Origin of the sequence: Variovorax multivorans, from assembly GCF_051216835.1 — a bacterium.
In the GTDB taxonomy this organism is placed as follows: domain Bacteria; phylum Pseudomonadota; class Gammaproteobacteria; order Burkholderiales; family Burkholderiaceae_C; genus Variovorax.
In genome coordinates, this window is record NZ_JBPJZL010000005.1 from 501,021 (window position 1) to 524,196 (window position 23,176).

Genomic DNA, 23,176 nt, shown 5'->3' on the forward strand with positions numbered 1-23,176 from the left:
CAGCTGGCCTAGCCGTTCAGTACGAGAGACCCCTGCGGATACTGCGCGCACATGAAATCGACGAACGCCCGAACCTTCGGTGCAGGGAGTCGCCTCGACGTATGCAGGACCCAGAGCGCGACCTCCGCGCCTGAAACCATGCCCCACTGAACCAGTTCTCCGCGCGTCAGCTGGTTCCATGCGATCGACTGCGGCATCAGGGCAACGCCAGCGCCGGCGATCGCAGCGTCGCGAATCATCAGGAACGAGGAAAGTCTGAGCCTCGGAATCGGCTCCAGGACAAGGCGTCCGTCGTCAAGCGTCCAGTTCGTCGGTTGAAAGCTCGTTGAAACGATGCCGGGAACCGGGCTTACCTTGCCTGGCGTAGGCACGGGCACGGAGGGCGCGGCCACGACCACCAGCCTGTCCTTGGCAAAACACCGGCCGACGAGGCTGCTGTCCGGGCTTGGATTGATCCGGATCGCGGCATCGAACTGCTCCTCGACGAGGTCGACCAGGCGATCGTCCGCCACCACCTCGCAGGCGACCTCGGGGTAGGCGGTGCAGAACTCGGCGGAGATGCGACCCATCGCCAGTTGAGAGAACAGCACCGGCGAAGCGATGCGCAAGCGTCCGCGGGGCACCGACAAGCCCTCACGCGCGGAAGTCATGGCGTCGGCCACCTCGTGCATCGGCCCTTCGGTGCGGTCCATCAGCATCTGCCCGGCTTCGGTGAGCTTGAGCCCGCGGGCGCTGCGCTCGATGAGCCGTACGCCGAGCTGCTCTTCCAGATCGGCGATGCGCCGGGACAAGGTCGCCTTCGATCTACCGCTCGCGCGGCTTGCTTTTCCCAGGCCGCCGTTCATTGCGACGAGCGCGAAGTCGCTCAGTGCGTTCAGATCCATGGTGTTCCGTAATTGAAACGAGGTGTCTTCATTTTCGGATCTTTGTTTTAACAATGCAACGACCTAATCTTCTCCTTACCGCAACTTCAACAGGAGAAAACTGAAATGACCACCACCACCATCACTCAACGCGCTGTGCTTATCCGGGCCTACGGCGGTGCTGCCGCCGCCGAGGTCGCCGAGACCGCGAGGCCCACGGCCGGACAAGGCCAGGTCCTGGTGCGCGTCCGGGCGGCCGGCGTGAACGGCATCGACTGGAAGATTCGTGAAGGCTTCGTCCGGGATGCTTTCCCGCTTCAACTGCCCGCCGTGCTGGGTATCGAGCTTGCAGGTGTTGTCGAAGCGCTTGGCTCCGACGCCTCGCGTTTTCGCGTGGGCGATCGCGTCATGGGCCCGCTGGGCGGCCTGGGTGCCTATGCCGAGTTCGTGGCAGTCGACGAGGCGAAGCTCGTGCGCACGCCGCAAGGCCTGGACGACGTTCATGCGGCCGCCGTCCCCGTCGCGGCCGTGGCCGCCTGGCAAAGCCTGCACCACGCAGGTCCGATCGCCGCAGGTCAGCGAATCCTCATTCATGGTGCAGCAGGAGGGCTGGGCGGCTATGCCGTGCAGTACGCCAAGCAGGCAGGCGCCGAAGTCTTCGCGACGGCGTCTACCGCCCACGTCGAGTACGTGCGCAGCCTGGGCGCGGACCACGTCATCGACTACCGCACCGAACGCTTCGAGTCGGTCGTGCGCGACATCGACCTGGTGCTCGACTACGTTGGCGGCGAAGTGCTCGATCGCTCGTGGCAGGTGCTGACGAAGGACGGCGCGATCGTCGGTACGTCCTCGCCTGACATCCTTGCACGCACGCCCCCCGGCCGCCGCGGACTGTGGTTCATGACCAAGCCGGACGCTGCTCTGCTGGAACGGCTGGCGGCAGAGATCGCCCAAGGCACGCTGATCTCGAAGCTCGACGAAGTCGTGGGCTTCGGCGACATCCCCGCCGCCATCGAACGCAATCGCACCGACCCGCGCATCGGCAAGGTCGTTGCGGACTTCTCGCGCTGATCGATCTTTTCATCCCCCACCAACCTCCCAGGAGATTTCCATGAGTATTCTCGTCACAGGTGCCACCGGCACCATCGGTTCCCTCGTCGTCCAAGGCCTGGCCAGTGCCGGCGCCGAAGTCGGCGCCTTCGTTCGCACACCCGGAAAGCAGAGCTTTCCGGCCGGCGTCAAGGAGGTCGTCGGCGACCTGACCGACGTGCCCTCATTGCGCGCGGCACTGTCGTCGGTGCGCACGCTGTTCCTGCTGAACGCCGTCACGCCCGACGAAGTGACGCAAGCCCTCGTCGCGCTGAACCTGGCGCGCGAGGCCGGCATCGAGCGCATCGTCTACCTCTCGGTCATCCATGCAGACAAGTTCACCGATGTGCCGCACTTCACCGGCAAGCACACGGTCGAGCGAATGATCGAAAGCCTCGACATTCCGGCGACCATCCTTCGGCCGGCCTACTTCATGCAGAACGAGCGCATGGTCCAGCAGGTGATCCAGGGCTATGGCGTCTACCCGATGCCGATCGGCTCCACGGGCGTCGCGATGATCGATGCGCGAGACATCGCGGACGCCGCCGTCGCCGAACTGCTGCGCCGCGATCGCGCGACCGCGCCGTCACCACGCGTGACGCTGGAGCTGGTCGGGCCCGAGCTGTTGACCGGAGAGTCGGTGGCCAAAATCTGGAGTGCTGCGCTCGGTCGTGAAGTGACTTACGGCGGAGACGACGTGGCGGCCTTCGAAGCGCAGATGGCCACATCGGCGCCGTCCTGGCTTGCCTACGATATGCGCCTGATGATGGCCGGGATCCAGAAGTTCGGCATGCATGGCGCGGACGGCGCCGTGGATCGCCTGCAGGCCATCCTCGGACGTCCTCTGCGCAATTACACCGACTTCGTCAAGGAGGCCGTTGCCGCGTCGTAGGCTGCGTGCTTGGCGTACGTCAGCTGGGACCGCATCACACGCTGCGCTCTGGGGATCTGATGTCTGTTGCGTGCGCAGCGGTTGCCGGCATTCGGCGGCAGAGCGCGGATGAGTACTATCGGCCAATAGCCGTCACTCATGCCAGAGACTCAACTTAAATGAATAAGGGCGAGATTGCACTCAAGATCACTAATCACGAGAGCGTTGAAAGCCTGATTGGCTTCGCGTCATCGTGGTTGGTCGATCTAGGCTTCGTATCGCACGCCGGGCCAACTTGTGCGCTGCTGATGCCAGACGACCCTGAAGAGATCGACCTGCATGACCAGGAGCAATTCAACTGGTTTCGAGCCTCAGTGGTCGAGTCTCTGCACGTGGCGGGGCTGGCCGGAGTCTGCGTGGCTGCAGGGCCAACTGACCCTGCAGCGGAAGACGTCCGCCGACTCTGAGTGCATTTGGCTTCGAGCAACCGTAGTGCCGCAGGCGAGGCAGAATTCGGCCGGAAGCGGACTCTTACCAACCGAGCCACATCTGTTCATGACCAGCTACGTCCTCGCCCTCGATCTCGAAGGCACCTTGATCTCGAATGCGATGAGCCAGATCCCTCGACCGGGTCTGGCAAATTTTCTGACGCGTTGCGCTGAAATTTTTCCCCGCATCGTCATGTTCACCACCGTCAAGGAAGATCGATTCAGAAGGATCGCGCGCTTGCTGGTGGACGAAAAGGTCGCACCCGATTGGTTTGCGGATGTCGAGTACGTCACATGGAACGGGGAGACAAAGGACCTCCGATTTGTGCCCGGCGTGCAACCGCACCAGGTGTTGCTTGTAGACGATTTTGAGAAGTACGTGCATCCGGGCCAGGAAGCTCAGTGGCTGCAGATCGAGTACTTCGACTACCCCTATAGTTCGGCAGATACCGGCCTTGCCAAGATGCTTCAAGTTCTGGTGGCGCGTGCTTGATTTCCGACTTGGTTCAGCACGGTCGCGGCAAGAATCGGCGAAGGACCTTTTCGCCGGCAGTGCGACCGGCTACAGCCGGCCAAAACCTGCCATTCACTACAGGGATTCGATTTGTCAGCATGCCTTCCAAGGAAAAATCTGTGCAACCCTGTTCATGTTGCTCCTGCTTCACTCTTCTGGAGCGAGGCGCATACGAGATATGCCCGGTGTGCTTCTGGGAGGATGACGGGCAAGACGAACTGGACGTGTTTGTCGTCCGGGGCGGCCCAAACCGCAGTCTCAGTCTGGCTCAGGCCAGGGCTAACTACAGATTGGTGGGCGCCTGCGATGAGCGAAGCGTGCAGTATGTTCGGCAACCATACTCTTTCGAGCTACCGTGACGCCTTGCGGCCATAAGCAGCCGGTCGGCTGTAGCTCGGAATTCGTGGATAGCGGCCGATTGCCACGGCCGCGGACTGGAGAAGCCGCTTTGCGTCAAGACATCACCCTGAATATTCCGTATGACCTTTCCAACGAGGAGTGGGTGAAGGTCGCGGCTGTCTATGCGTCGCTCGATGGCTGGCTAGGCGACCAAAACGAACCCGCTTGGTACGGTCGAGAGGGTGACGCGCGCTACATCGGTGCCTCGGTCGAACCCAGCGGCATTCAATTTTTTGGCGAGGTCGAGACGCCTTTGTGGACCGGGTGGCTCACAGTTCTGTGCGCCAGGATGGGCGCCGGAAAGCGGTCAAGTTCGGATATGGATTGCTATCGGATGACTGGTGCCAGAGCGCCCGCGCTGCTCGTTGAAGTTCGGCGGAGTAACTAGCCTGCAGTGCCAGACGTTGGGTGTCATCAAGCGCGCCCTCGGGGACGGCTATGGCGGAGCCGCTGTACAAGAAGAGGTACAACGCCGCCAGTTCCTCAAGTCGCGTCGACGCCGACTCCACCTGAAAGAGTCCAGGATCGTCTTCGCTCGCCTCAATCGTCACTGGAGGCTCTTTGCGCGTCCGGTCTGCGATGTACAGCGAAGTCCAAGTACGGCTGTTGACTGGATGAGAATTACCCTCCGTATCGACGTTCCATTCCGGGCCGAATAGCAAATCAATGAAGACTCTGAAGACCATTCAAAATTCATCATGAACGACCAAGAGTGGACTGAGATCGTTTACAGGCTCGAAGCGTCAGATGTCGACATGGCCGTGGATGCAGCTGAACAGTTAGATGCACGAGCAAGCGTCGATGACGTGCCTCGCTTGCTGACCTTGCTACGGCACGAAGACTTCTTTATCCGCGAGGCTGCCGCTTGGCCGTTGTGTCACCTAGCAGGGCCTCTAGTTTTGAAGGAGCTTTTCGCCGCCTACCAATTGGGCTTTGAACAAGGTCATGACAACGATGGCTTCACTGCCGCCCTACTTGACATGGATCTGGTCAAGGCCCGAAAGCCCCTCGGCACATTGCTTGAGATCGGCGATGAGATCGAGAAATCTCACGCGGCTTGGCTGCTCGAATTTTGCTAGCGGTTTTGGCCAGCTCCAGACATTCGATATGCCACCTCGCTTCTCCGTTGATTTCAACGAACTCCTGGAGCGCGATCTCGTCATGCTGTCCCAGACCGATCTCCGGAAGGACATCAACGGCTCGTCCGTGCTACTCGTTGAAGGTCTGCCCGTTGAGGTCCAAGAAGAAAACCTCTATGACGACGGCACGCACGAAGTGCTGTTTGCTCGGGGAGTCGTTGAGGCCAACTCAACGGGCACCTGGTCTCATGTCAAATGGTGCTGCCGGTTTGACACCGACGGCTTCTCCGAAATTGGAGGTTAATGATGCCTACTACAGGTCCGTTCGGCCTGCCATGCGGCGGCGGAATCCGGCCAAGAGCGGAAGTTCGTCGGCGCCTCTCAGCTTTCCAGACGGGGCGCGCCTGCCTCCCGCCGCTTTCAGTGAACCGAAAATGACGCCTGAAGAAAACCAAGCCAATCAGTCGATTCTCGACGGCGTGGAAGCCGTCGGTGGCGGCTACGTGTGGGACGCGGAGGTCTTTGCAGCCACTCTTATGGATGTACCTTTGGCGGACGATAAGGTCATTCCGCTTTGCGGTCTGCGAGGCGTCCAGCAAATTGCGCTCGATGCCTCGCGGCTCTCCATTGCGACCATCGCGGCATTGGCAGGCATCACCGGGTTGCAGTCGCTTGTGCTCGCGCGACGCACCTTCACCGAGGGTCAGCGGAACGAGCTCAGTCGATTGGGGCCTGAGATTGTTGAGGTCGATGACTAGGGCTCGTTGCGGCCACTTCCGGACATTCACACCGAGTTCTCAATCAAGATATGAAAATGGATCAATCACAAATGCGATCGGCCATCCATCGATTGGTGCTGATGTTCGCGCTTGGTTGCATGGCTTTGGGGGGTGTGGCCTTCTTTTGGGCATGGTGGTTCCCATGGTTTGCGCCCGACCAATATCTGATGGCCTTGGCGTGGAAGTACTCCGCGCTGTTATCAATACCGACGGCAATCTTGATTCTTTCAACCGCGCGAGATAGGACAAAAGGAAAGCCGGGTGTCTGGATTTTCTTCTCGCTTACCCTTTACGTGATGTTCGGTGTAGCTGTTCTCTGGACTCCTCGGATCGCTGTAAATTTCGCAGACTTTCCACGTGCGAGCAGCGTTGCGACGGTCGACGCCATTTTCTCGGGGAGCAGAACATGCGGCGCCAAGGTTCGGATCAGCATGGCTGAATACTCCGTCTTATCTGGCTTTGTGCTTTGCGTTCCTGCCGAATTCGCGAGAACACTCGTGCGCGGCGACAAGCTGAGGCTTGAAGGTCGAGCTGGCCTCCATGGCCTTTCCGTAGACAACTACGTGAAACAGTAAACGACTTCGTTCCGCAAATTCAATCAGGGACTTTTGACGACCGCTTCGGAGCGATGGCAAAGACGGCTCGGGGCCCCAAGCGGATGTAGCGAGTGCAACGTGGGCCATCGCCAAGCGGCCAGTCACCGTAGTAGGCGTTTCGCGAAGATCGCTCGGTGTTTCGCGGTTCAATTAAGCGCTGACAGCACGGACGCCAGTCACGGTAGCCGAGTCACCGGGACGGTGAGATAGCCTGCAGCACATCGTTGAACACGCCGTACTGCAACTTGAATGCCTGCGGGCTGTAGTCCTGGTAGTAGCCTGCCGTCACGGCAACGACGAGATCGAGCTCGGGCACGATGCGGATCGATTGCCCGCCTCGACCGAGCGCACCGATCCAGCGGACTATTCGTCGGTGCGCAGCGGCATGGCCGCTCCACCAAAGGTAGCCGTAGTCCTGATCGTCCGTTGCCTTGATGAGCGACGCGGTGGAAGCTTCGATCCAGCCCTTCGACACGATCTGGCGTCCATCCCAGAGGCCGCCCGCCAGCACGAGCTGTCCGATCTTTGCCATGTCCCGTGGACGCATGCGAAGGCCTCCGCCGGCGTCGCTGTCTCTGCCCATTCGGCTCCATTCCTCGCCCGAGATGCCCAGGGGCTCCAGCAGGCTCGCTCGCGCGAACTCGTCGAGCGGTTTGCCGGTGGCCCGATGCAGGATCGCTGATACAAGCGCCAGCGCGCCGGTACTGTAGAAGAACTGCTGCCCAGCCGCCGCCGCAGTTCGGCGCGTGAGCACATAGCGGCACGGATCTCCCGAAAAATACATGCGCGTTTCGTCGTTCGCGAGATCGCCGGTCGCGGGCGTTGACTCGATCCATTCGAGACCGAGCGTCATGCTTAGCGCGTGTCGCAGCAACAGGCGATCCGATTCTGGCGTTCGCAGGTCTGCGAGTTCGGGGAAGAAGCTAAGGATCGGCTCGTCGATGTCATGGATCAGCCCCCGGTCGATCGCGATGCCGACGGCGAGCGACGCGACGCTCTTCGTCGCCGACTTCATTGCATGGCGCGTGTTGGCGTCGAAGACGATGTTCTCCACGCGGCTGCCGAAAAAGCTGGTCGGCACCTGATCGCTGCCTTGCAGGTAGCGCTCGAAGACGAGCTTGCCGCGATGCACGACGAGCACGGCGTGGATGTTCGCGCGCGAAGCCGCAAGCCGATCGGCCATCTTGCTCAGCGCGATGGTGTCAACGAGCTTGTCGTCGCCCGCGGCGATGTTCCAGCCATCGTCTCGCGAGGTTTTCGCGGCGAAGCCTTCGATCGAATGGGTGCACCCCGACCCGCCGAGTGAGGCGAGCGCAGTGCCAACAAGAACGAACTCACGGCGTTTCATGACACGTCGACGGCGGAAGGTGCATTGATGCTAAGCGGCGAAGGCTGCGCGCGTCAATCGCCTACTCCTCCGAGTTAGCGATCCCACACCTCTTGAATGAGGATAGAGCATCGCCGAAGCAGCCTTTCGCGATTGGCCGCTTGTGGCCGCACGGGAAGTCTGCGCAAAGGGCCGAAAGCGGATGTGCGACGCTCTCGAAAGCGGACGCTTAGGATTCCGCCGGATTCCCTTGAGCCTTACATTCAAGTAGGTCTCGCTGGCAATCCTGCTGCTGCGTTTCGCCGGGAGAGCATGGCGGGCGCATCTCGCATCGAAGGTCGAGCTTGCTCCTGGCTCAACCTATGCCATAAGACATGCAAGGTTTGATCGTTTGACAGTCGCTTGCTGAGCCTCATCCGCCATGAAAAATTTACGCCACCTTCTTGTTCTTTTCGCCGCGGTCGCGTGCACCCACATTGGCGCTCAAACAACGGGCGCCGCATCGCATGGATCCATTTCTGAATCCAATGCCGCCGTGTTCAAAGCTTGCGCCGTCGCCCCGACAGCGAATGGAGCGTGCCCGCTCGATGCGGTCTTTGGGCTCTTCAAGCTCGCGCCCAACAACGACGTGCTGGACTTCAAGGTTTCGAACACCGTGCCACGGGCGATCAACCAAAACTACGGTTGGATCCTGAAACTCAACCAGAAATCTGGCAAAGTCCGCGTTCTCGAACGCGTGACATTGCCGGAAACGCCGAAGACGTGGGGCAGCGGTGGCCAGCCTTACGGTACGTCGGCGGATCGCAAGACTATTTCGCTGGACGTGACCCTGACCATCTACGACGGCACCATTTCGAAGTCTTGGGACGTGGCCGATGGCGATCCTGCCGGCCACTACCTGATCAGCGCCTACGTCGAAGACTCCGCTCCGGTGCAGTTCGAGTTTGATGTCATCGATCCAAAATGACCAACTGCCGTGGACCTGCGGGTTGAACTCGTTGCGGCTGCCTGCCTCAGCTTCGAACGTCGGCCGCGAGGGAGCGCTCCTGGCCAAATTCTGCCGCACAGCAGTGGCGCCGAGAGGCCCAAGACGGTCAACAACCCAGTCCATTTCCGTTCGCTACCCGGCGCGGGCACGGCAGGCGGGATTCAGTTGATGATCTCTCCCATGCCAACGCGTACGCGCTCCCTGAGCTGCCGGATGTACTCCGGATCGAAGGATTCCCAGGTCTCCAGTTCGCCGACGATTCGAAGCGGCTCCCGGCTGCGGTACGAGCGTGTGGGATTGCCCGGAAACTTCTTGTCGGTGACGTTGGGGTCGTCTTCGTAAGCGCCCGTGGGTTCGACGATGTAGACGCGGCCACGGCCGTCGCCCCTCGCCATTTCGGCAGCCAGCCCGGCGCCCTTGGGCCAGGCGGTGAAGTAGATGTGGTTCATGACGACGCGGCCGTCGTAGTTTGACCGAAAGCCGGCCGTGAGCAGATCGCCCACCTGAAGGTCCGCCCGCGTACCGTGGAAGTAGGGGCCGGCGTCCAAGATAGCCATCGCAGCTCGCTCCTCTGCAGAAAGGAAAAGCCGCGGAGTCTACTCGTGTCGATCGTCACGGAAGCCGTCTCGCGTGAAGTCCGATCCAGGCCTGGGTATGCCCCTACGCCCCACGGCCTCATCCCCGATGCTGGAACAATGCCTCCACCATGGACGGCCTCGATCTCATCAAAACATTCCGTGAAGTCGCGTTCCGGCGCAGCTTCTCCCGCGCAGCGATTTCGCTGGGCATGTCGAAAGCCACGGTGAGCCGCTATGTGGCGGAGCTCGAAACCCGCAGCGGCGTGCGCCTGCTGAACCGCTCCACCCGCTCCCTGAGCCTGACCGATGCCGGCCAGGTGCTGCTCGACCGCAGCACGCAGCTGGTGACGATGGCCGAGAACACGCTGAACGACCTGCAGGCCCACGGCTCGCATCCGCGCGGGCGGTTGCGCATGAGCGCGCCGCACGGGCTTATCGCCGGCTGGCTCTCGGATGTGATCGCCGGGTTCATCAAGCTCTACCCCGACGTGTACGTGAGCCTGGTGTTCACCAACGACAACCTCGACCTGATCGAGGAAGGCATCGACATCCACCTGACGGGCGGGCGCATCGACGACATGAACCTGATCGTGCGCCGGCTGGTGCAGTTCGACATGGTGGTCTGCGCCACGCCAGGCTACTGGGCCCAGCGCGGCATGCCGCAGACGCCCGAAGACCTGGGGCGGCACGATGTGCTGAGCTTTTCGGCGAAGCCGACCACTCACCTGCCCTTCGAGACCGACGGCAAGCCATACGACGTGCCCGTGCACAGCCGCATGGAAGCCAACGACGCCGTGGCGCTGATCGAACTGGCGCTGCGGGGCGTGGGCGTGGCCTATGTGCCCGAGCCGCTGGCGCAGTCGCACCTGGAGCGCGGGGCACTGGTGCCGGTGCTGCGCGAGCACATGCCGCGCGAGCACTGGCTGTATGCCGCGTACTCGCAACGCCGCCACAACAGCGCCGCGATGCGCGCGATGCTCGATTTTCTGGAGCAATCGATGGGCGCGCTGGCCGAAGGCCCGGCGCTGCCACCACAGCAGCCCGTACACATGGCGCCGACTACATGCGCCCTTTCCAGGGCACCAGACGTCGCTCGAGCCACCGCATCAGCAGGTCGAACAGATAAGCAACCACCCCGATGACGATGATGCCCATGATGACGATGTCGGTGCGCAGGAAGTTCGACGCGTTCAGCACCATCTGACCCAACCCCATGTTGGCCGCCACCATCTCGGCGGCCACCAGCGTAGTCCAGCCGAAGCCGATGGCGATGCGCATGCCCACCAGAATGTCGGGCAACGCCGACGGCAATATCACGTGGCGGATCACCTGCATGTAGCTCGCGCCCATCGAGTAGGCCGCGTTGATCTGCTCCTGTGAGGCACTGCGCATGCCCGAGCGCGCAGCCAGCGCCAGCGGCGCGAAGCAACTCAGGAAGATGAGCAGCACCTTCGGCAGCTCGTCGATGCCAAACCAGATGATGATGAGCGGCAGGTACGCCAGCGGTGGCAGCGGCCGGTAGAACTCCAGCGGCGGATCGAAGATGCCGCGCCAGAAGCGGCTCATGCCCATCGCGATGCCCACCGGAATCGCCGTGGCGCAGGCCAGGAAGAAGGCAGAGAACACGCGGAACATGCTGGCAAGAAAATGCTGCCACAGCGGCTTGTCGTTGGCCTGGCCGGTGAGATATTCGTAGAACTGCTGGAACACCGCCTGCGGCGTGGGCAGGAACAGCGGCTTGATCCAACCCATGTTGGTGACGATGAACCAAAGCGCCACCAGCGCCACTACGGTGACGATGCTGATGGTCACGCTCGAGCCTTCGCCCGGCACCTTGAAGGCGCTGGTCTTGAGCTTGGCGCCTGCTGCTGGTGCGGGCGATGCGGCGGGTTTGGAAGGCGGTGGCGTCATGGCGACGGGGGATGCGATCGACACCTCAGACATGGGCAACCTCGCGATGATGAATGATCGACAGCACTTCTTCACGCATGCGGATGAATTCGGGCTCGGATTTCACCTTGCGCGAATCGCCGTGCGACAGGTACTGGCGAGAGAAAGGCACGTCGTCGTAGACGTGCGAGATGCGCCCGGGGCTGGGGCTCATCACGATGAGCCGCGTGGCGAGGAACAGCGCCTCTTCCACCGAGTGGGTGATGAAGAACACCATCTTGTTCGACTTGGACCAGGCCTGCAGAAGAATCTCTTGCACCTGTTCGCGCGTGAAGGCATCGAGCGCGCCCATGGGTTCGTCCATGAGCAGCACGGCGGGGTCGCTGGCGAGTGCGCGCGCAATGCCTACGCGCTGCTGCATGCCGCCCGACAACTCATACACCGCGCGGTCGGCGTATTTCTGCAGGCCAACGAGGCCCAGCTTTTCTTCGGCGATGCGGTCGCGTTCGGCCTTGCCCACTCCCCCTAGCCGCAGGCCGAGTGCCACGTTGTCGCGCACGTTGAGCCAGGGCATCAGCGCATGCTTCTGGAATACCACGCCGCGGTCGGCGCCGGGGCCGACTACCGGTTTTCCGTCCAGCAGGATCTCGCCGGTTGACGGCGGCAGGAAGCCCGCGATGGTGTTGAGCAGCGTGGTCTTGCCGCAGCCCGAGGCGCCTAGCGCTACGACGAAGTCGCCGTCATGCATCGTCAGGTTGACGGGGGCCAGCGCCTGCAGCGTGCCGCCCTTTACCGCGTAGTTGACCGTCAGGTCTCGGATGTCTAGCGTGGGCATTTCAGATCTCCGTTTTCTGTTCGTCTGTTCGTTTGTTCGGGGTGCGTGCGAATGACACCGGGTACTCCCCTCCGCGAATGTCCCCCGCCTTCGGCTCCTCCTTTATTTCGCTGCGGGGAGCACCCGATGCCATTCGCACATGGACGCAGCGCTTATGCCGGCCGATCGACCGCTGCGTCCATCGATCACGTCGATGGTGTGCTCTGCGCAGCGAAATAAAGGAGGAGGCCGCAGGCCGGGGGACATTCGCGGAGCAGAGCACGCCGTCGGCGTGAGCGCCCTCCGCTACTTGCCCATCGCCTTCTCGACATAAGTAGTGGTCACGAAAGCGCCGTAGTCCGGCTTTACCTCCTGCACCCGCCCCTGCTCCTTCAGGAAGGCCGCCGTGTTAGCCATCGCCTTGGCAGCACCACCGCCCAACCACGTCGGCGAAACCTGCTCAGCCATCGTCGGGAAGGTGTACAGCGCCATGGCCGCGCCAACGTCCTTCGGGTCGGCCTTGGTCCACTTGGCCATGGCCTTGGTCTGCGGTGAGTCGGGCGTCCAGCTCTTGCCCGTTGCCTTGTATTCCTCGTTCGCGCGGTTGAGCGCCTTCACGAAGGCGATCATGAAGGGCTCGTTGGCGGCTGCCCACTTGGCGTTGACCACGATGCCCTCGAAGGTGGGCGCGCCTCGCTTGCCGATGCTGCCCGAGGTGGCGATGGTCTTGCCGGTGGCCTTGATCTTGGAGAGCACCGGGTCCCAGATGAAGGTGGCGTCGATGTCGCCGCGCTCCCATGCAGCCGCGATCTCCGGCGGGCGCATGTTCATCACGTTCACGCTCTTGGGGTCGACGCCGTCCATCTTCATGCCGGCCATGAGCTGGTAGTGCGCGGTCGACACGAAGGGCGTGGCCACTTTCTTGCCGGCCAGGTCCTTCATGCTGTTGATGCCCGATGCATTGCGGGCGATGAGTGCTTCTGCATTCGCGATGTCGGCGGAGATCCAGAACAGCTTGATGTCCTGCCCCTGGCTGGCCGCGGCCGTCAGCGGGCTGGAGCCGGTTTCACCCATCTGCACGTCGCCTGAAGCCATCGCGCGGATCACGTCGCCGCCGCCCGCGAACATGCGCCAGTTGATCTTGTAGCCCGTGGCCTTTTCGACCTCGCCGGACTCCATGACGAGGCGCAGCGGCACCAGCATGTCCTGGTGGGCGAAGGTGACTTCCTTGGCCTGCTGTGCGGAAGCGGTGCCGCACAAGGCTGCCAGCGTGGCGGCCAGCACGGCGAGTTGCAGGGGGAGACGGCGGGACATGGTCATCGGGTTTCTCCAGTAGGTGAATCTCGCAGCGACTTTGCACGCATCGCCTCCAGCCAGGAAGTACCAGCACCGGGGCGGGCATGGAGCCAGCCGATGGGTGAATACCCTTGTTCTGGTGCACATGGCACTCAGACGGGGCGTTGCCTCCCCCGGACTCTTCAGCCGGTCAGTGGGTCCGTCCGCCCGCTGGCCGCTTCTCGCCGCGCGCCAGGGCCAGTTCTTCCACGGCTAAGCCCAAGGCCCGGATCCCCGCCGGAATCTGCGAGGCCGCAATGGACGACAGTCGCAGCCGGAAGAAGGGACACGGATACGGCGGCTTCGCAAAGAACACATCGCCCGCCTCAATCAACACCCCGTGGTTGCGCGCCATCAGCGACAGCTCCGTGGCATCTACCCAGGTCGGCGCCTGCACCCAGATCGAAGCCCCGCCAGAAGGCAGCCGGAACTCGAAATCGGGCAGATGGTCCCGCAGCGCCTGGGCAGCCAGGGCAAGCCGTTCCTGCATCGCGTGGTTCACCCGCCGCGCATGCGACTCGTGGTGCCCCAGCGAAAGAAACAGCGCATATGCATGCTGCAGGAATGCGCTCGGGTGCCGCACCATCGCATGCCTAATCACGCGCAGCTCCTTGATGAGCGCACGCGGCGCCACGATAAAGCCCAACCGCAGGGCCGGCGACAGGCTCTTCGACACCGACCCCACATAGATCACCCGCCCCGTCTTGTCCAGGCTCTTGAGCGCGGGCATCGGTGTGCCTTCGTACAGGTTCTCCGCCTCGTAGTCGTCCTCGATGATCACGAAGTCCTGCAGCTCGGCCTTGCGCAGCAGCCACTGGCGACGTTCGAGACTCAGCGTCGCGGTTGTGGGGCTCTGGTGCGAGGGCGTAACGAACAGGTAGTCCGCCGCGGGCAGCGCATCGACCACCAGCCCGTCTTCATCGACATCCACATCCACCCACTTCGGCTGCCGCAGCGAGAAGCTGTTGCGCGCATGCGGATGGCCCGGCTCTTCCAGCCCCACTCGCGTCTGCTCGTCGAACAGCGCCTCGGCCAGTAGGTAGTAGGCATGCTGTGCGCCCATCGTCACCAGGATCTCTTCCTTCAGCGCGAACACGCCGCGCTTGGGCAAGAGGCGCGTGCGGATCTGCTCGATCAGGTCGGGCACGTCGTCGGTCTCGAAGTCGGGCGTCCAGTGCGGCAGCTGCGAGCGCGCCAGGCTGCGCGCGCAGCACTCGCGGAAGTCTTCGGTGGGAAAGAGCTGCGGGTCGTAGTTGCCGTAGACAAAAGGGTACGGATAGTCGCGCCACCGGTCAGGCTTCGACAGCGTGGGCTTGTCGACCAGCGAGCGCAGCACGCGGCCCGACCAGTCGGGCGGCTGGCTCGCCTGCCCGCTGCGGCCCACCAGCGGCTCGGCATGCACAGCTGAAAGCGGACGGGCATCGTGCGCCACGAACACGCCGCTGCGCGGACGCGCTTCCAGAAAGCCTTCGTCAATGAGCTGCAGGTAGGCCGAAGTGACTGTGTTGCGGCTCAGCCCCAGCAACGCGGCAAGCTCGCGCGACGAAGGCAGCGGCGCGCCTGGCGCCAGGTGCTCTTCAAGAATGGCCTGCACCACGGCGGCGCGCAAACGGGCCTGCAGCGGCAGCGCCGGTTGATCGGGCAGCGCGAAGAGCTGCGCCCACTGGGTGGCTCGCGGATTCGGGGGCATGGTGCGCCGCAGTTTAGGGCAGCGCACACGGTTCGTGGTGCTCTGGCTCGGTCGAATCCTCCCAACTGGCCCTATCGCGTCGGCAGGCGGCTGCCTACTCTTGCCGCATCAATTTCCGGAGTTCCCGCGTGACCGCAATGCCTTCCACTTCAGTGACCACCGACACCCTTGCCGCCTTCAGCGACGCCTGGAACCGCCACGACATCGACGCCCTCATGAGCTTCATGACGCCCGACTGCATCTTCCAGACGGCCGCCGGCCCCGACGCCTGCGGCACCCGCCACGTTGGCACCGAGGCGGTGCGCAAGGCCTTTGCCGCCGCATGGCAGGCCGTGCCCGATGCGCAGTGGATCAACGGCCAGCACTTCGTGCACGGCGACTTCGGCACCTCGCAGTGGACCTTCACCGGCACCGCCGCCGACGGCAGCCGCATCGAGACCGACGGCATCGACGTCTTCACCTTCAAGGGCGGAAAGATCCAACTGAAGAACGTGTTCCGCAAGGCACGCCCGAACCTGCCGGCCGCGAAGTAAGGCAAGCACGCCCCGGCCCACTTCTTTCCGGCCCTCTTCTTCCCCTTCTCCTGGAGCCCTTCATGACCATGACAGGCACCGTGCAGTTCGCCTCCGCCACGGCCACCGCCAGCGCGGCCATCGACGCCGCCGCGTTCGAGCAACAGCCGCCGCAGGCCCCCTTCCGCCCCTACGACCCGCAGTACGACCCGCTGCGCGCCCCCGACCCCGGCGCCGGCCGCGCCTACGCGCCCACCTGGTGGGTGGCCAGCGCCGGCGAGCCGCCGGAAGACGACGGCCCGCTGCTGCGCGACATCGATGTAGACGTGGCCATCATCGGCTCGGGCGCCACCGGCATGTCGACCGCGCTCTACCTCGCGCAAGAACACGGCATCTGCGCCACCGTGCTCGAAGCCAACCAGGCCGCATGGGGCTGCTCCAGCCGCAGCGGCGGCCAGGGCCAGAACGCGAGCGGCAGGCTCAAGCGCTCGCAGTGGATCGAACGCTGGGGCCTCGACACCGCCAAGCGGCTCGACGCCGAGATCCGCAGCGGCTTCGAGAACTTCCGCCACCTCACCACGCAGATCGACTGCGACGCCTACGACGGCGGCCATCTCTACCTCGCGCACCGCCCCGAAAAGCTCGCCGGCCTCGACGCCGAAGCACGGCTCATGCGCGAGAAGTTCGGCTACGCCACCCGCATGATGAGCGCCGAGGAAGTGCGCCACGACTACTGCGACGAGCGCGAGACTGTCGGCGCGATGTACGAGGCCGAAGGCGTGGGCATCCACCCGCTGAAGTTCACCTTCGGCCTGATGCGGCGCGCCCGCGCGCTGGGCGTGACGGTGCACACATCCAGCCCGGTGCAGGGCTGGCAGACCATCGACGGCGTGCACCATCTGCAGACGCCGGCCGGCGTGGTGCGCGCGCGCCGCGTGGCGGTGTGCACCGGCGGCTACACGGGGCAGGCGCTCAACCCGCTGCTGAAGAACCGGATCATGCCGATCCTGTCGAACTCGGTGGTCACTCGTCCGCTCACCGATGCCGAGCTGCAAGCCACCAACTTCAAGTCGCAGACCTTCCTGACCGACACGCGCACGCTGCGCTTCTATTACCGGCTGCTCAAGGGCAACCGGCTGCAGATAGGCAGCCGCAGCGCGGTGAGCGGCGCCGACGCCGAAGGCCCGGTGCACCTGAAGCTGCTCACCGACGCCATCGCGCGCAAGTTCCCGCCGCTGGCAGGCATCCGCATCGACTACTCGTGGTGGGGCTGGGTCGACATGAGCCACGACATGATGCCGCGCATCACGCAGCCCGATACCGGCAAGAAGATCTGGTACGCAGTGGGGTACGGCGGCAACGGCGTGTCGTTCTCGACCTGGGCAGGCAAGCGGCTGGCCGAGCGCGTGGCCGGCAAGGACTCGGGCAAGGACGTGTTCGAGCTGCCCATCTACCGCTCGCCGCTGCCCTTTCCCAACGTGCTGGGGGTGGTCGAGTCGCGCGCGTTCGCGCCGTTCCGGCGCATCGGCCAGCGCATGCTCTACAAGTGGTACTGGCTGCGCGACGAGAAGTAGGCGCACCGCCTGCGCGCATTCACCGAAGTGGCGCACGCCCCTGCTGCACAACGGGGCAAACCCGCCCCTTCTGGCCCTGTGAGTCGTGCCGCGTTGGCTCTTCGCCGGTGTGTACCAAGCGCCTATCTTCGACACAAGGTCTTCGCGTTGGCGTTGGCCGAATCCGATTGCCTGTGTCGAACTCTCCGAGGTCTTGTCATGCAGCTCCCGCTTTCCCTTTTCACGCGCCGCACCACACTGCTTTCCGCCGCGCTCCTGGCCGCGAGCACTCTGCTCCCGCAGCCCGCCTCCGCGGCCGATGAGCCCAAGCGCGGCGGCACGCTGGTCATCGGCAGCACGCAGACGCCGCGGCACCTGAACGGCGCGGTGCAGTCGGGCATTGCCACCGCCCTGCCCTCGACACAGATCTTCGCGAGCCCGCTGCGCTTCGACGACAAGTGGAACCCGCAGCCCTACCTTGCAGAGTCGTGGAAGCTGGCCGACGACGGCAAGTCGCTCACGCTCAAGCTGCGCAAAGACGCTGTGTTCCATGACGGCAAGCCCGTCACCTCGGCCGACGTGGCCTTCTCCATCATGGCCATCAAGGCCAACCACCCGTTCACCACCATGCTCGGCCCGGTCGAGAAGGTGGAAACGCCCGATGCGTACACAGCCATCATCCGCATGAGCGTGCCGCACCCGGCCATCGTGCTTGCGATGTCGCCGGCGCTGTGCCCCATTCTTCCCAAGCACATCTACGGCGATGGGCAAGACCTGAAGAACCACCCGCGCAACACCACCGACGTGATCGGCTCGGGGCCCTTCCGCGTGACGGAGTTCAAGCCCGCGCAGCGCATCGTGCTCGAGCGCTTCGACAAGTTCTTCCTGCCCGGCAAGCCTTATCTCGACAAGATCATCGTCAACGTCACGCCCGACATGGCGAGCCTGGTGCTCGGGCTGGAGCGCGGCGACATCCAGATGCTGCCCTTCGCCACGCTGCCCACCGACCTGAAGCGCTTCGCGAACGACCCCAGGGTGTCGCTCACGCCCAAGGGCTATGACGGCATCGGCCCGCTCAACTGGCTGGCCTTCAACACCGCGAAGAAGCCGCTGTCGGACGTGCAGGTGCGCAAGGCCATCGCCACGTCCATCGACAAGAACTTCATCACCAAGGCGCTGATGGGCGGCTTTGCCACCGTGTCCGACGGCCCGCTGGTGGCCAGCAGCCCCTTTGCCGTGCCCGACCTCGTGCGCTACCCGCTCGACCTCAAAAAGGCCGGCGAGATGCTCGACGCGGCGGGCTACAAGGCAGGCGCTGGCGGCGAGCGCTTCAAGCTCACCATCGACTACCTGCCCGGCGGCGACGACCAGCAGAAGAACGTGGCCGAGTACATCCGCGGCCAGCTCAAGAAAGTGGGCATCACGGTGGAGGTGCGCGCCTCGGCCGACTTCCCGGCCTGGGCCAAGCGCCTGGCCTCGCACGACTTCGACATGTCGATGGACGCGGTGTTCAACTGGGGCGACCCGATCATCGGCGTGCACCGCACCTACCTGTCGACCAACATCAAGCCCATTGTGTGGACCAACACGCAGTCGTACGCCAACCCGAAGGTCGACGAGCTGCTCAACACAGCCGGCGGCCTGATCGATCCGACACAGCGCAAGGCCTACTACGCGACCTTCCAGAAGATCGTGACCGATGAGCTGCCCATCGAGTTCATCAACCAGGTGCCGTATCACACCATCACCAGCAAGAAGGTGGGCAACGTGCCGACCACCATCTGGGGGCCGCTGTCGCCGCTCGACGAGGTGTATCTCAAGTAAGGCGGGCACGACATGGGCACGCTTCGCTACACCGCCTCGCGACTGCTTCAGGCCCTGGGCCTGGTGCTCGCGGTGGTGGTGCTCAATTTCGTGCTGGTGCACGCGGCGCCGGGCGACCCGGTGGAAACCATTGCCGGCGCCAGCGGCGGCATGTCGCCCGAGCTGATGGCGCAACTGCGCACGCAGTACGGGCTCGACAAGTCGCTGCCGGTGCAGCTCGGCGTGTACCTGGGCAAGGTGGCGCAGGGCGACCTGGGCTACTCGTACTTCTTCAACCTGCCGGTGACGAGCATGATCGCCGAGCGCGTGCCGGCCACGCTGCTGCTGGTGCTCAGCTCGGTGCTGCTGGCCTTCTTCGTGGGCACTGCCCTGGGCGTGCTGTCATCGCGCAGGCCGAACGGGCTGCTCTCGCAGTTCATCACCGTGCTGTCGCTGGTGGGCTTCGCGGCGCCAGTGTTCTGGCTGGGGATCATGCTGGTGATCCTGCTGGCATCGGTGTTTCCGATTCTTCCTGTCGCGGGCATGCGCTCCATCGACTCGACGGGCACCGGCGGCTTCGCGGACATGCTCGACGTGGCACAGCACCTGGTGCTGCCCACGCTCACGCTGAGCCTGGTGTACCTGGCGCAATACAGCCGGCTTGCGCGCTCGTCGATGCTCGACGTGCTGGGCTCCGACTTCATCCGCACCGCACGCGCAAAAGGTCTGGCCGACCGCGTGGTGCTCTACAAGCATGCGCTGCGCAACGCGCTGCTGCCGGTGGTCACGGTGCTGGGGCTGCAGTTCGGCAACGTGCTGGCCGGCGCCATTCTGGTGGAGACGGTGTTCAACTGGCCGGGCCTCGGCCGGCTGGCCTTCGAGTCGGTGCTGCGGCGCGACTACCCGACCATTCTTGGCGTGCTGCTGTTCTCTTCCATCGTGGTGGTGGTGATGAACCAGCTCACCGACCTGTGCTACCGCTTCATCGATCCACGGATCAAGGCCTCATGAGCAAGGTGATCACGATGCCCACCGCTGCTGCTGCCGCATCTTCCAAGGCCCAGGCAAAGCCCGCCATGCGCGTCGAGCACCCGGGCGTGGAGGCGATGCGCATGTTCCTGCGCAACCCTGCCGCTATCGCCGGCATGGCGATGCTGCTGATCGTGCTGCTCGTGGCCATTGCCGGGCCATGGGTCTACCCGGCCGACCCGTTCGAGATCAAGGCCGCGCCGCTTACGCCGCCCTTCAGCGAAGACGCCTGGCTCGGCAGCGACTATCTGGGCCGCGACGTGCTCACCGCGCTGATCTACGGCGGGCGCGCCACGCTGCTGGTGGGTGCGGTGGCCGCGTTGCTCTCGGTGCTGATCGGCATCACGCTCGGCGCCTTCGCGGGCTACTACGGCGGCAAGGTCGATGCCGCGCTGATGAAGCTGACCGAGTTCTTCCAGGTGCTGCCCGCGCTGCTGTTTGCGATGGTGGTGGTAACGCTGTTCTCGCCCACGCTGGTAACGGTGACGCTGGCCATCGGCATCGTGAGCTGGACCGGCACCGCGCGACTCACGCGCGCCGAGTTCATGAAGTTTCGCGGGCTGGAGTTCGTGCGGGCAGAGCGCGCCATCGGCGCGCGCGACGCGCGCATCATCTGGAAGGTGATCTTGCCGAATGCGCTGCCGCCGCTGGTGGTGTCGGCCACGCTGGCCATCGGCGCGGCGATTCTGTTCGAGGCGGGCCTGTCCTTCCTCGGGCTGGGCGACCCGAACCAGATGAGCTGGGGGCTGATGATCGGCTCCAGCCGGCAGTACGTGCTCTCTTGCTGGTGGGCCGTGGCCTTTCCGGGCGCGGCGATCTTCGTCACCGTGCTGGCCGTGAGCCTGATCGGCGACGGCCTGAACGATGCCCTCAACCCCAAGCTGAGGGAGCGCTGATGACGAACGACGACGCATTGCTGCGCGTGCAGAACCTGCACGTCGAGTTCAAGACCCGCCGCGGCCAGGCGCTGGTGCTCAACGGAGTCGACTTCGAGATCCGCGCCGGCGAAACGCTGTGCGTGGTCGGCGAGTCGGGCTGCGGCAAGAGCATGACGGCGCTGGCGCTGCTGCGGCTCATTCCCTCGCCGCCGGGCCGCATCCGCGACGGCCGGGTGTTGTTCCAGGGCGAAGACCTGGTGCAGGCCACCGACGCACGCATGCGCGAGGTGCGCGGCAACCGCATCTCGATGATCTTCCAGGAGCCGATGACATCACTGAACCCGGTGTTCACCGTGGGCGACCAGATCGGCGAATCGCTTCAGCTGCATGCGGGCATGAACGCACGTGCAGCGAGGCAGCGCGCCATCGAAATGCTGCAGCAGGTGGGCATTCCCGCACCCGAGCGGCGCGTGGACGAGTACCCGCACCAGCTCTCCGGCGGCATGCGCCAGCGCGTGATGATCGCGATGGCGCTGGCCTGCCGCCCCGACATCCTCATTGCCGACGAACCCACCACCGCGCTCGACGTGACGGTACAGGCGCAGATCTTCGATCTGCTGCGCGAGCTGCAACGCGAGAAGGGCACGGCCATCATGCTCATCACGCACGACATGGGCGCGGTGGCCGAAATGGCCGACCGCGTGATGGTGATGTACGCCGGCCGCGTCATCGAACAGGGCACGACCGAGCAGGTGCTGGCGGAGCCCGGCCATCCTTACACACGCGGGCTGATCGATTGCCTGCCCGAGCTCGGCAGCAGCGCCGCCTACGACGACGATGCAAGAGAAGACCTGGCCGAGATCGCGGGCGTGGTGCCATCGATATGGGAGCTGGGCACGGGCTGCGCCTTTCGAGAACGCTGCCCGCGCGCGATGGCGCGCTGCGCCGCCGAAGTGCCGCCGATGTTCGCGCTGCACGGCAATGTCGCCGCTGGCGTGCCGCACGGCGCCGCCTGCTGGCTGCATGCCGAAGCGCTCGATCAACGCGAAAGAGAGGCCGCATGACATTCATCGGCAAGACCGACACGCTGCTTTCGGTCGACGACCTGAAGGTGCACTTTCCGCGCGGCAAGGCCGGCTGGGGCCGCACGCCCGAAGTAGTGAAGGCGGTGGATGGTGTCTCTTTCGAGGTCCGGCGTGGCAGCACGCTCGCGGTGGTCGGCGAATCGGGCTCGGGCAAGACCACGACCGCGCTTGCGGTGATGCGGCTGTCGCCCGTTACCTCGGGCCGCATGCGGCTTGGCGACACCGACCTGGGCGAGCTGCAGGGCGAAGCATTGCGGCAAGCGCGCACGCGCATGCAGATCATTTTTCAGGACCCGTTCTCCTCGCTCAATCCGCGCGAGCGGGCCGGCGCAGCGGTGCGCGCGCCGCTCGACCTGATGCGGGTGGGCACGCCGGAAGAACGCACACGCCGCGTGGCCGAGCTGTTCGAGGCGGTGGGCTTGCGGCCCGAGCAGCAGCACCTGTTTCCGCACCAGTTCTCGGGCGGGCAGCGCCAGCGCATCAACATTGCGCGGGCGCTGGCCACCAACCCGGAGCTGGTGGTGTGCGACGAACCGGTGTCGGCACTCGACATCGCCATTCGCGCGCAGATACTGAACCTGCTCGCCCGGCTGCAGCGCGAGCTGGGCCTGACCTACCTCTTCATCTCGCACGACATGGCGGTGGTGGAGCACATCTGCGACGACATCGCGGTGATGTACCTCGGCCAGATCGTCGAGCGCGCGCCGCGGCGCAGTTTCTTCGCGCGGCCGCTGCACCCGTACAGCGTGGCGCTGATGTCGGCCGTGCCCACGGTAAGCGGCGGGCGGCGGCGCGCGGCAAACCGCATCAAGCTCAGCGGCGATCCGCCGAGCCCCATCAACCCGCCGCAAGGCTGCCGCTTTGCCGGCCGCTGCCCCGTGGCGGAGCCGGCCTGCGCGGCCGAGCTGCCGCCGCTGCGCGAAGTCGCGCCCGATCATTGGGTACGCTGCAGGCGCGTCGATGTCATCGACGGCTTGCCGCGCCCTCCTCTTTCGATTTCCATATCGCCATGAGCG

26 protein-coding genes are annotated in these 23,176 nt (G+C 64.3%); 19 read left to right on the forward strand and 7 right to left on the reverse strand.

The window, feature by feature from the left end:
* Positions 1–8 precede the first annotated feature (8 nt).
* A complete protein-coding gene (locus ACSFCA_RS15680) occupies positions 9–884 on the reverse strand; it encodes a LysR family transcriptional regulator (RefSeq protein WP_435460110.1) in 876 nt (291 codons plus the stop codon).
* A gap of 105 nt (positions 885–989) precedes the next feature.
* Here ACSFCA_RS15680 and ACSFCA_RS15685 point away from each other — a divergent pair, with 105 nt between their 5' ends.
* From ACSFCA_RS15685 to ACSFCA_RS15730, 10 genes are all read left to right on the forward strand, one after another.
* Positions 990–1,934 (forward strand): NADP-dependent oxidoreductase, encoded by a 945-nt coding sequence (locus ACSFCA_RS15685; RefSeq protein ID WP_435460111.1) that lies wholly within the window; start codon positions 990–992, stop codon positions 1,932–1,934.
* A 40-nt stretch (positions 1,935–1,974) separates the two neighbouring features.
* Positions 1,975–2,844, forward strand: a complete 870-nt coding sequence (locus ACSFCA_RS15690; RefSeq protein WP_435460112.1) for an NmrA/HSCARG family protein — start codon at positions 1,975–1,977, stop codon at positions 2,842–2,844.
* Positions 2,845–3,002: 158 nt separating this feature from the next.
* On the forward strand, positions 3,003–3,290 hold the full coding sequence (locus ACSFCA_RS15695; protein ID WP_435460113.1) for a hypothetical protein: 288 nt from the start codon (positions 3,003–3,005) through the stop codon (positions 3,288–3,290).
* An 88-nt stretch (positions 3,291–3,378) separates the two neighbouring features.
* Entirely contained in the window at positions 3,379–3,804 is a 426-nt protein-coding gene (locus tag ACSFCA_RS15700) for an NIF family HAD-type phosphatase (RefSeq protein WP_435460114.1), read from the forward strand.
* Between the two features lie 119 nt (positions 3,805–3,923).
* On the forward strand, positions 3,924–4,184 hold the full coding sequence (locus tag ACSFCA_RS15705) for a CPCC family cysteine-rich protein (protein ID WP_435460115.1): 261 nt from the start codon (positions 3,924–3,926) through the stop codon (positions 4,182–4,184).
* An 89-nt stretch (positions 4,185–4,273) separates the two neighbouring features.
* Positions 4,274–4,612 carry a hypothetical protein gene (locus ACSFCA_RS15710; RefSeq protein WP_435460116.1) on the forward strand — a complete coding sequence of 113 codons (339 nt, stop codon included), beginning with the start codon at positions 4,274–4,276 and terminating at the stop codon, positions 4,610–4,612.
* A 310-nt stretch (positions 4,613–4,922) separates the two neighbouring features.
* Positions 4,923–5,303 carry an armadillo/beta-catenin-like repeat-containing protein gene (locus ACSFCA_RS15715; RefSeq protein ID WP_435460117.1) on the forward strand — a complete coding sequence of 127 codons (381 nt, stop codon included), beginning with the start codon at positions 4,923–4,925 and terminating at the stop codon, positions 5,301–5,303.
* A 28-nt stretch (positions 5,304–5,331) separates the two neighbouring features.
* Entirely contained in the window at positions 5,332–5,607 is a 276-nt protein-coding gene (locus ACSFCA_RS15720; protein WP_435460118.1) for a hypothetical protein, read from the forward strand.
* Positions 5,608–5,737: 130 nt separating this feature from the next.
* Complete coding sequence (locus ACSFCA_RS15725; protein WP_435460119.1) at positions 5,738–6,061, forward strand: hypothetical protein; 324 nt, start codon at positions 5,738–5,740, stop codon at positions 6,059–6,061.
* A 50-nt stretch (positions 6,062–6,111) separates the two neighbouring features.
* On the forward strand, positions 6,112–6,657 hold the full coding sequence (locus tag ACSFCA_RS15730; RefSeq protein ID WP_435476990.1) for a hypothetical protein: 546 nt from the start codon (positions 6,112–6,114) through the stop codon (positions 6,655–6,657).
* 211 nt (positions 6,658–6,868) lie between these two features.
* Here the strand turns inward: ACSFCA_RS15730 and ACSFCA_RS15735 are convergent, their stop codons facing one another.
* On the reverse strand, positions 6,869–8,026 hold the full coding sequence (locus tag ACSFCA_RS15735) for a serine hydrolase domain-containing protein (RefSeq protein ID WP_435460121.1): 1,158 nt from the start codon (positions 8,024–8,026) through the stop codon (positions 6,869–6,871).
* Positions 8,027–8,426: 400 nt separating this feature from the next.
* On the opposite strand from ACSFCA_RS15735, the gene ACSFCA_RS15740 reads away from it, so the two are divergent.
* Positions 8,427–8,972, forward strand: a complete 546-nt coding sequence (locus ACSFCA_RS15740) for a hypothetical protein (protein WP_435460122.1) — start codon at positions 8,427–8,429, stop codon at positions 8,970–8,972.
* A gap of 182 nt (positions 8,973–9,154) precedes the next feature.
* On the opposite strand, the gene arr is transcribed toward ACSFCA_RS15740, so the two are convergent.
* Positions 9,155–9,550 carry an NAD(+)--rifampin ADP-ribosyltransferase gene (arr, locus tag ACSFCA_RS15745; RefSeq protein WP_258353677.1) on the reverse strand — a complete coding sequence of 132 codons (396 nt, stop codon included), beginning with the start codon at positions 9,548–9,550 and terminating at the stop codon, positions 9,155–9,157.
* A gap of 149 nt (positions 9,551–9,699) precedes the next feature.
* Here arr and ACSFCA_RS15750 point away from each other — a divergent pair, with 149 nt between their 5' ends.
* Entirely contained in the window at positions 9,700–10,713 is a 1,014-nt protein-coding gene (locus tag ACSFCA_RS15750; RefSeq protein ID WP_258353676.1) for a LysR family transcriptional regulator, read from the forward strand.
* On the opposite strand, the gene ACSFCA_RS15755 is transcribed toward ACSFCA_RS15750, so the two are convergent.
* From ACSFCA_RS15755 to pdxR, 4 genes are all read right to left on the reverse strand, one after another.
* Entirely contained in the window at positions 10,631–11,515 is an 885-nt protein-coding gene (locus ACSFCA_RS15755) for an ABC transporter permease subunit (RefSeq protein ID WP_435460123.1), read from the reverse strand. The genes ACSFCA_RS15750 and ACSFCA_RS15755 overlap by 83 nt on opposite strands.
* Complete coding sequence (locus ACSFCA_RS15760) at positions 11,508–12,296, reverse strand: taurine ABC transporter ATP-binding protein (protein WP_435460124.1); 789 nt, start codon at positions 12,294–12,296, stop codon at positions 11,508–11,510. The genes ACSFCA_RS15755 and ACSFCA_RS15760 overlap by 8 nt, the downstream gene beginning before the upstream one ends.
* 285 nt (positions 12,297–12,581) lie before the next feature.
* The gene (gene tauA, locus ACSFCA_RS15765; protein WP_435460125.1) at positions 12,582–13,595 is read right to left on the reverse strand and encodes a taurine ABC transporter substrate-binding protein; all 1,014 of its coding nucleotides are present in this window, start codon (positions 13,593–13,595) and stop codon (positions 12,582–12,584) included.
* A gap of 166 nt (positions 13,596–13,761) precedes the next feature.
* Positions 13,762–15,300 (reverse strand): MocR-like pyridoxine biosynthesis transcription factor PdxR, encoded by a 1,539-nt coding sequence (gene pdxR, locus ACSFCA_RS15770; RefSeq protein WP_435460126.1) that lies wholly within the window; start codon positions 15,298–15,300, stop codon positions 13,762–13,764.
* Positions 15,301–15,437: 137 nt separating this feature from the next.
* Between pdxR and ACSFCA_RS15775 the strand changes: the two genes are divergently transcribed.
* The 7 genes from ACSFCA_RS15775 (at position 15,438) to ACSFCA_RS15805 (ending at position 23,173) form a co-directional block, all read left to right on the forward strand.
* Positions 15,438–15,833 (forward strand): nuclear transport factor 2 family protein, encoded by a 396-nt coding sequence (locus tag ACSFCA_RS15775; RefSeq protein ID WP_435460127.1) that lies wholly within the window; start codon positions 15,438–15,440, stop codon positions 15,831–15,833.
* 62 nt (positions 15,834–15,895) lie between these two features.
* Positions 15,896–17,386 (forward strand): NAD(P)/FAD-dependent oxidoreductase, encoded by a 1,491-nt coding sequence (locus tag ACSFCA_RS15780; protein ID WP_258353671.1) that lies wholly within the window; start codon positions 15,896–15,898, stop codon positions 17,384–17,386.
* A 198-nt stretch (positions 17,387–17,584) separates the two neighbouring features.
* Positions 17,585–19,189, forward strand: coding sequence for an ABC transporter substrate-binding protein (locus tag ACSFCA_RS15785; RefSeq protein ID WP_258353670.1), 1,605 nt, complete (start codon positions 17,585–17,587; stop codon positions 19,187–19,189).
* 12 nt (positions 19,190–19,201) lie between these two features.
* Positions 19,202–20,179 carry an ABC transporter permease gene (locus ACSFCA_RS15790; RefSeq protein WP_093058462.1) on the forward strand — a complete coding sequence of 326 codons (978 nt, stop codon included), beginning with the start codon at positions 19,202–19,204 and terminating at the stop codon, positions 20,177–20,179.
* Complete coding sequence (locus ACSFCA_RS15795) at positions 20,176–21,093, forward strand: ABC transporter permease (protein ID WP_435460128.1); 918 nt, start codon at positions 20,176–20,178, stop codon at positions 21,091–21,093. Before ACSFCA_RS15790 ends, ACSFCA_RS15795 begins: the two co-directional genes overlap by 4 nt.
* Entirely contained in the window at positions 21,093–22,139 is a 1,047-nt protein-coding gene (locus tag ACSFCA_RS15800; RefSeq protein WP_435460129.1) for an ABC transporter ATP-binding protein, read from the forward strand. Before ACSFCA_RS15795 ends, ACSFCA_RS15800 begins: the two co-directional genes overlap by 1 nt.
* Positions 22,136–23,173: an ABC transporter ATP-binding protein gene (locus ACSFCA_RS15805; RefSeq protein ID WP_435460130.1), complete on the forward strand. Its 1,038-nt coding sequence runs from the start codon at positions 22,136–22,138 to the stop codon at positions 23,171–23,173. Before ACSFCA_RS15800 ends, ACSFCA_RS15805 begins: the two co-directional genes overlap by 4 nt.
* Positions 23,174–23,176: the final 3 nt, after the last annotated feature.

Excerpts from the sequence above, each read along its gene's own strand:
- ACSFCA_RS15680 (WP_435460110.1), bottom strand. The coding sequence starts at position 884 with ATGGATCTGAACGCACTGAGCGACTTCGCGCTCGTCGCAATGAACGGC.
- ACSFCA_RS15685 (WP_435460111.1), top strand. The coding sequence starts at position 990 with ATGACCACCACCACCATCACTCAACGCGCTGTGCTTATCCGGGCCTAC.
- ACSFCA_RS15690 (WP_435460112.1), top strand. The coding sequence starts at position 1,975 with ATGAGTATTCTCGTCACAGGTGCCACCGGCACCATCGGTTCCCTCGTC.
- ACSFCA_RS15695 (WP_435460113.1), top strand. The coding sequence starts at position 3,003 with ATGAATAAGGGCGAGATTGCACTCAAGATCACTAATCACGAGAGCGTT.
- ACSFCA_RS15700 (WP_435460114.1), top strand. The coding sequence starts at position 3,379 with ATGACCAGCTACGTCCTCGCCCTCGATCTCGAAGGCACCTTGATCTCG.
- ACSFCA_RS15705 (WP_435460115.1), top strand. The coding sequence starts at position 3,924 with ATGCCTTCCAAGGAAAAATCTGTGCAACCCTGTTCATGTTGCTCCTGC.
- ACSFCA_RS15715 (WP_435460117.1), top strand. The coding sequence starts at position 4,923 with ATGAACGACCAAGAGTGGACTGAGATCGTTTACAGGCTCGAAGCGTCA.
- ACSFCA_RS15720 (WP_435460118.1), top strand. The coding sequence starts at position 5,332 with ATGCCACCTCGCTTCTCCGTTGATTTCAACGAACTCCTGGAGCGCGAT.
- ACSFCA_RS15725 (WP_435460119.1), top strand. The coding sequence starts at position 5,738 with ATGACGCCTGAAGAAAACCAAGCCAATCAGTCGATTCTCGACGGCGTG.
- ACSFCA_RS15730 (WP_435476990.1), top strand. The coding sequence starts at position 6,112 with ATGAAAATGGATCAATCACAAATGCGATCGGCCATCCATCGATTGGTG.
- ACSFCA_RS15735 (WP_435460121.1), bottom strand. The coding sequence starts at position 8,026 with ATGAAACGCCGTGAGTTCGTTCTTGTTGGCACTGCGCTCGCCTCACTC.
- ACSFCA_RS15740 (WP_435460122.1), top strand. The coding sequence starts at position 8,427 with ATGAAAAATTTACGCCACCTTCTTGTTCTTTTCGCCGCGGTCGCGTGC.
- arr (WP_258353677.1), bottom strand. The coding sequence starts at position 9,550 with ATGGCTATCTTGGACGCCGGCCCCTACTTCCACGGTACGCGGGCGGAC.
- ACSFCA_RS15750 (WP_258353676.1), top strand. The coding sequence starts at position 9,700 with ATGGACGGCCTCGATCTCATCAAAACATTCCGTGAAGTCGCGTTCCGG.
- ACSFCA_RS15755 (WP_435460123.1), bottom strand. The coding sequence starts at position 11,515 with ATGTCTGAGGTGTCGATCGCATCCCCCGTCGCCATGACGCCACCGCCT.
- ACSFCA_RS15760 (WP_435460124.1), bottom strand. The coding sequence starts at position 12,296 with ATGCCCACGCTAGACATCCGAGACCTGACGGTCAACTACGCGGTAAAG.
- tauA (WP_435460125.1), bottom strand. The coding sequence starts at position 13,595 with ATGACCATGTCCCGCCGTCTCCCCCTGCAACTCGCCGTGCTGGCCGCC.
- pdxR (WP_435460126.1), bottom strand. The coding sequence starts at position 15,300 with ATGCCCCCGAATCCGCGAGCCACCCAGTGGGCGCAGCTCTTCGCGCTG.
- ACSFCA_RS15775 (WP_435460127.1), top strand. The coding sequence starts at position 15,438 with ATGCCTTCCACTTCAGTGACCACCGACACCCTTGCCGCCTTCAGCGAC.
- ACSFCA_RS15780 (WP_258353671.1), top strand. The coding sequence starts at position 15,896 with ATGACCATGACAGGCACCGTGCAGTTCGCCTCCGCCACGGCCACCGCC.
- ACSFCA_RS15785 (WP_258353670.1), top strand. The coding sequence starts at position 17,585 with ATGCAGCTCCCGCTTTCCCTTTTCACGCGCCGCACCACACTGCTTTCC.
- ACSFCA_RS15790 (WP_093058462.1), top strand. The coding sequence starts at position 19,202 with ATGGGCACGCTTCGCTACACCGCCTCGCGACTGCTTCAGGCCCTGGGC.
- ACSFCA_RS15795 (WP_435460128.1), top strand. The coding sequence starts at position 20,176 with ATGAGCAAGGTGATCACGATGCCCACCGCTGCTGCTGCCGCATCTTCC.
- ACSFCA_RS15800 (WP_435460129.1), top strand. The coding sequence starts at position 21,093 with ATGACGAACGACGACGCATTGCTGCGCGTGCAGAACCTGCACGTCGAG.
- ACSFCA_RS15805 (WP_435460130.1), top strand. The coding sequence starts at position 22,136 with ATGACATTCATCGGCAAGACCGACACGCTGCTTTCGGTCGACGACCTG.